The sequence below is a fragment of the Paenibacillus sp. P4_A7 genome (assembly GCF_056402455.1).
Genome location: NZ_JBFUHJ010000329.1, coordinates 1 through 6,193 on the forward strand (window position 1 = coordinate 1; position 6,193 = coordinate 6,193).

Consider the following 6,193-nt stretch of genomic DNA (forward strand, 5'->3'; position numbering starts at 1 on the left):
GTATTATCGATAATGACGAAATTTTCTTGAGCAGCTGATCGAAGTGATATATTATGTGCTGGAAATGATTGCTCCATCCAATACCAGCGCCCGCCTGCTTTGTGCAGAACCTTTTCTTCAACGAGAAACTCCATCATATCCTCAAGCGATTCAGAACCAAACGTATCGCCGACCTTAAAGGGCAGCTCGTACGCCGCGCATTTCACATGATCGATTAATACAAGTAAATTATCAGGATGAATCAATGCTCGCTCAGGAGGCCGATTAAAGAAAAAGTCAGGATTTTGTATCATATATTGATCAAGAGGATTGCTGCTCGCTACCATAAAAGTTACAGAGCTCTCTTGTCGCCTGCCCGCTCGTCCTGATTGCTGCCAAGTGCTTGCAATCGTTCCTGGATAGCCATTTAAGACACAGGCCTGCAGTTGTCCAATATCAATGCCTAACTCCAAAGCGTTCGTACTTACGACACCGCGAATTTCACCGGAACGAAGTCCACGTTCAATTTCTCTGCGGAGCTTTGGCAAATAACCGCCTCGATAGCCTCGAATTGTTTTGGCGTCCAGCTTGTCCTTTATCAATTCCTGCAAGTACGTTAACAACAGCTCCACTCTTACTCGGCTGCGAGCGAATACGATGGTCTGAACGCCTTGCTTCAGTAGTAAAGCAGCGAGCTTTCGTGTTTCTAGCACGCTGCTTCTCCGAATGCCTAATTGTTGATTTACAACTGGCGGATTATAGAATACGAAATGCTTCTCACCCATTGGTGCACCGTTATTATCGATCAGCGTTACCTTCTCACCGATCAACCGTTCTGCGTGCTCCTTAGGGTTATCTATCGTTGCTGAAGCACATATAAATTGCGGATTAGAGCCATAAAAATGACAGATCCGCTTTAACCGCCGAATTACATTGGCAACATGACTTCCAAATACGCCCCGATAGGCATGTACTTCGTCAATGACAATAAACTTTATATTTTCAAACAGCTTTACCCATTTCGTATGATGCGGCAAAATAGCCGAATGCAGCATGTCCGGATTCGTCACGACGATATGACCAGCATTTCTAATCGCAGTTCGAACAGTTGGAGGCGTATCTCCATCATATGTATGCGTCTTGATGCCAACCTCCATCAGATCGGCCAATGCCTGCAGCTCAGCAACTTGATCTTGCGCTAGTGCTTTCGTCGGGAATAAGTAAAGTGCTCTACCCTCTTCATTCTCTAATAAAGATTGCATGACCGGCAAATTGTAGCAAAGCGTCTTGCCCGAAGCAGTTGGTGTGACGGCAACAACGTTATTACCAGCACGTGCCGCAACGTATGCAGCCGCTTGATGCGTATATAGTTCACTGATTCCACGGGAACGCAGTGCTTCCTTCCATGCATGATGCAGCCCGTCCGGCAGCGGGGCGGTATTCGCCTCGCGTGGAGCAATGGTTCGCCAATGCGTCACATTATCCATAACCTCGGTGTTTTGGCGCACTTGCTCTAACCACTCCTCCAAGCCGGAGGCTCTACCCGTCCATCGGTTCATAACCTACCCACTCCTCATCAAACCCTCTACGTATCCATTTTACAGAATACATGTTCGTGCTGCAATTTTAATTTTACTGGAAAACATTTGATGCATTGACAGCCACTCAGAAAAACGGTATATTGGCTTAAGTTAGACATTTAGACAATTATCTAAATATCTAACAAATCGATTATTTAAGAAAGGACGGCTGCTATGTCGATCAATCTTGCTTTTAAAGCACTCTCCGATCCGACTAGGCGCAAAATATTGGATTTGCTTCGCGACCGTGATTTGACTGCTGGAGATATCGCTGACCACTTTCAAATGACCAAGCCGAGTATATCCCATCATCTTAGTTTGCTTAAGTCAGCCGACCTCGTATGGGATGAGCGCCAGGGTCAGCACATTGTTTATTCACTGAACACGACCGTTTTTCAAGAATTGATGAAATGGATTGTTTCTTTTCAGCAATCAAAATCAGAAGGGAATGATGAAGTATGAATAAATCACTAGTTTCATGGTTAATTATCGCAGTCGCCATCATTGCAGGAATTGTTGTGTATCCCGACATGCCGGACCAAATGCCGATTCACTGGAATGTTAATAATGAAATCGACAACTATGCCGACAAAACATTTGCTTTATTTCTGATGCCGGGCTTAATGGTACTAATGATGGTATTAAATCAGCTCAAACCAAAAATGGATCCTAATAAAAATAATATTTCCAAGCTAAAATCAAGCCTATATATCATTCAGAATACGTTACTACTTGGTTTATTGGTCATACATGGCTTTAGCATTGCTTTAGGCTACGGTATCACGATTAACATCGGAAACATTGTCACTCCAATAATTGGTGTGTTATTTGTAGCAATCGGTAATTATATGCCTCGTTTTAAACAGAATTACTTTGTTGGTATAAAAACGCCCAGTACTTTAAATAGTGAAACGGTCTGGCGGAAAACGCACCAAACATCGGCAAAATTTTATGTCATTGGCGGCTTGCTGATGATTGGTACCGTCTTTGTTCCTGCACCTCTACAAGCGATCTTATTTATTAGCATCATTATTATTGTTGCTTTATCTTCATTTTTTCTAGCATCCTATTATGCGAAAAAAGTAAAGTAAGCTCATATCTCATCCGTTTTACATGCGATAACCTAGCAAAAAACACCAAAAAGAGCAGCCATTAATTAGCTGCTCTTTTCGCTTATTCATCTATTCGTTTATTGCATTCCACTAGGAATTCATTAGACCTATCTATAAATACATATATTTTATCAACCATCTGACGTTGTCCTAAGAGCACTTTCACTTACCAGCTAGTTCATACTTCCTCTTGGAATCTCCGTCATATAAAAATCGGTCGCAGCTGTCACTTCACTAAAATGCGTAGCAGCTTCCGCCTCTAATTGGCCTAAATCTTCAATACTGTAACGGCCGCTAAAGTGGGTCATAATAAGCCGCTTCGCTTTTGCCGCTACCGCCGTCTCTGCCGCATCGGTCGTTGTACTATGACCAAATTCATGTGCTTTCTCTTCCATACCTGCTGCGAAGGTTGCTTCATGAACGAGTAAATCGGCTCCTGTTGCCAGCTTTACAGCATTTGAACAGGGCATTGTATCGCCAAGAATAGTCACAACTCGGCCAACCTTCGTTTCACCTGTTACATCCTCGGTTCGTACCACTAATCCATCTGGCAATGTAACCGCCTGGCCTTGCTTTAACTTTCCATATATCGGACCAGCCTCTATGCCTAGCGCTTTTAATTTATGTACAAGCAGCTTACCAGGTTGATCATGCTCTATTACACGGTATCCAAAGCATGTCACCCTATGCTCAAGAGCAGCCGCTTCTACAGTAAACCGTTCGTTAGTATGTATAACGGTTTCTTCTTCCGCTATCTCGTGAATGTTTAGTTCATAGTCTAACTGTGTACCACTTACAGCGAATACAGTATCCATGTACTGCTTGAGTCCTTTTGGACCAATAAGCTGTACAGGTGTAACACCTCCATCGAACGAACGACTGCTTAGCAAACCAGGCAAACCATAGATATGATCACCATGCAAATGAGTTATAAATACTGCTTCCAGCCTATTCAGCTTTAATGGCGTCCGCATAAGCTGATGCTGAGTGGCCTCTCCCGCGTCAAACAGCCACCAGCCACAGCTAGGATCCGGCAATTGCAGTGCAATTCCGCTCACATTGCGATATTTCGAAGGCCGTCCAGCACCCGTTCCTAAAAACCAAATATTCATTTTGTTTTTCACCTCATCTTCTAGCTTTTGCTCCGTTACCTTTATTTATGAAAGGAAGAACCCTCACTAGCTCGGTTAACCGAACGATGGAGGGCTCTTCTTTTAATGGCCAAGCTATCTATTACAATTTTTCAACGTTAAAATATTGTGCTTCCGGATGAGCGAATACCATCGCTGATACAGATGCTTCTGGCTCCATCATGCAGCCCTCTGTCAATTCAACGCCAATATCCTCTGGCTTCATCAAATCAAACAACGGCTCTTGATCTTCGAGATTTGGACATGCAGGATAACCAAAAGATACGCGAATCCCTTGATAACGAGCGCCATGGCGCTGCTTCATCGTCATTTCAAGTGGATCTGGATAACCACTAACATCACGCATAATATGATGTACCCGCTCAGCCATTGCCTCAGCAACCTCAAGTGCCACGGATTGCAATGCATGCGACCGCAAATAATCGCCGCTTTCCTTCCACTCATTCGCTAATTCGCGAATGCCATGACCGGCAGTCACAACTAAGAAGCCAACATAATCCATAATGCCGCTTTCTACCGACTTCAAGAAATCGGCCAAGCAAAGATGCGGCTCAACCTGCTGACGCGGGAATGTGAATCGTTTGATCTCCTGAGTTTGATCATCTGGATTATAAATTATAATTTCGTTGCCAGATGATTGAGCAGGGAAAAACCGATACATACCATGAGTTTTAACAATACCTTCTGTCGCGCCTTTATTCAAAATATCATCTACCGTTGCTTTCAGTTGGACGGCTTTCTCATTGCCTTCCTTAAGCAGGTTATCTACTGTACCCTTCAAACCAAGGTGATGACCAAGCAGCATTTGCATGTTGATATAAGGTACGATATGCGGGATCGGTACATCTCGCAATATATGACGGTCCAAGTCTGGAGGTGTAAAAACAGGCGCATCCGGCGATATTTTGGATCGAACAGCTCGAGACAGCGTTGGCATTGGCTTCTTCACTTCTTCTTCTGCTCCGCCTGACGCTTTATAAGCCGCCATCTCCTCTTCCATGCGCTCGCGATGATCCACATCCATTATTTTATTTGCTATATCAAGACCATCCATTGCATCCTTCGCATAAAGGACTAGTCCGTCATATTCTGGACCGATTCTCGTTTTCGTAAACTTACGTGTTAATGCCGCACCGCCAACTAGAATAGGAACGTCAATTCCAGCCGTGCGTAAATCCTGCGCTGTAATAACCATTTGTTGTGCTGATTTTACAAGCAAACCAGATAATCCGATTGCGTCTACCTTCTCCTTGCGATAAGCTTCGATCAAATCCTGCGGCGGTACTTTTATACCTAGATTTATTATTTTATATCCATTATTGGATAAAATAATTTCAACTAGATTTTTACCTATGTCATGAACATCGCCCTTTACGGTCGCTAAAATGATTTTCCCTTTGACAGACGATTCATTTTTCTCCATAAATTGCTCGAGGTAGGTAACAGAGGCTTTCATAACCTCGGCGCTTTGAAGCACCTCCGCTACGATTAGCTCGTTTCCGTTGAACAAACGTCCAACTTCCTCCATACCGCGCATGAGCGGGCCGTTAATGACTTCCATAGCAGAATATTTCTTGAGAGCTTCATCTAAGTCAGGAATAAGACCTTCCTTGGTTCCTTCTACCACATATGAACCAAGTCGTTCCTCAAGTGAGAGGTTAGAAATCTTTTCTTTCTTCTCAACCTTCTTATTCCGAAAAGCAGCAACGAAAGTCGCCAACGTCTCATCCGTCGTATTGTAAATAAGCTCCTCAGCAAGCTTGCGCTCTTCAGCAGGGATGGAAGCATAACGTTCAAGCTTCTCGGTATTCACAATTGCATAATCGAGTCCTGCTTTAGTTGCATGGTACAAATAGACAGAGTTAAGCACTTCACGGCCTGCATCAGGCAACCCGAAAGAAACGTTGCTAAGTCCTAGAATGGTCTTCGCTAGCGGAAACTTTTCTTTAATCATACGAATACCTTCAAGCGTCTCAACTGCCGAACCAATATACTGTGGATCACCGGAACCAACCGGGAACATATTCGGATCAAATATAATATCCTCAGGATTCAACTTGTATTTATCAACGAGTAGATTATAGGAACGCTCAGCAACCTCTAGCTTCGCTTCACGTGTAACAGCTTGCCCACGCTCATCGATCAGAATCACAACAACTGCAGCACCATAGCGGTGTATTAATGGAACAATCGACTCAAACTTGGTTTCGCCATCCTCTAAATTAATGGAGTTAATGATCGCTTTACCTTGCGAATATTTGAGACCCAGCTCAATAATGTGGTCATACGTAGAATCGAGCATTAATGGCGCTTTGATCTTCTTCACAACCTGCGGCAAAAATTGATGTACCGCATATTCCTCATCTATATC

The 6,193-nt window shown here is 43.6% G+C and carries 5 protein-coding genes; 2 read left to right on the forward strand and 3 right to left on the reverse strand.

Translation table 11 applies throughout. The features are described 5' to 3' along the window. A partial coding sequence (locus AC1DWN_RS25240) for a DEAD/DEAH box helicase (RefSeq protein WP_477561651.1) occupies window positions 1-1,538 on the reverse strand: 1,538 nt, incomplete at its 3' end. Between the two features lie 195 nt (window positions 1,539-1,733). On the opposite strand from AC1DWN_RS25240, the gene AC1DWN_RS25245 reads away from it, so the two are divergent. Together AC1DWN_RS25245 and AC1DWN_RS25250 are read left to right on the forward strand one after the other, a co-directional pair. Continuing rightward, the gene (locus tag AC1DWN_RS25245) at window positions 1,734-2,021 is read left to right on the forward strand and encodes an autorepressor SdpR family transcription factor (protein ID WP_477561652.1); all 288 of its coding nucleotides are present in this window, start codon (window positions 1,734-1,736) and stop codon (window positions 2,019-2,021) included. After that, a complete protein-coding gene (locus AC1DWN_RS25250) occupies window positions 2,018-2,650 on the forward strand; it encodes an SdpI family protein (protein ID WP_477561653.1) in 633 nt (210 codons plus the stop codon). The genes AC1DWN_RS25245 and AC1DWN_RS25250 overlap by 4 nt, the downstream gene beginning before the upstream one ends. A 194-nt stretch (window positions 2,651-2,844) precedes the next feature. Here the strand turns inward: AC1DWN_RS25250 and rnz are convergent, their stop codons facing one another. Next, window positions 2,845-3,783: a ribonuclease Z gene (rnz, locus tag AC1DWN_RS25255; RefSeq protein ID WP_477561654.1), complete on the reverse strand. Its 939-nt coding sequence runs from the start codon at window positions 3,781-3,783 to the stop codon at window positions 2,845-2,847. 121 nt (window positions 3,784-3,904) lie between these two features. Further along, window positions 3,905-6,193, reverse strand: a 2,289-nt coding sequence (locus tag AC1DWN_RS25260; RefSeq protein WP_477561655.1) for a methionine synthase, incomplete at its 5' end; no start/stop codon positions are given.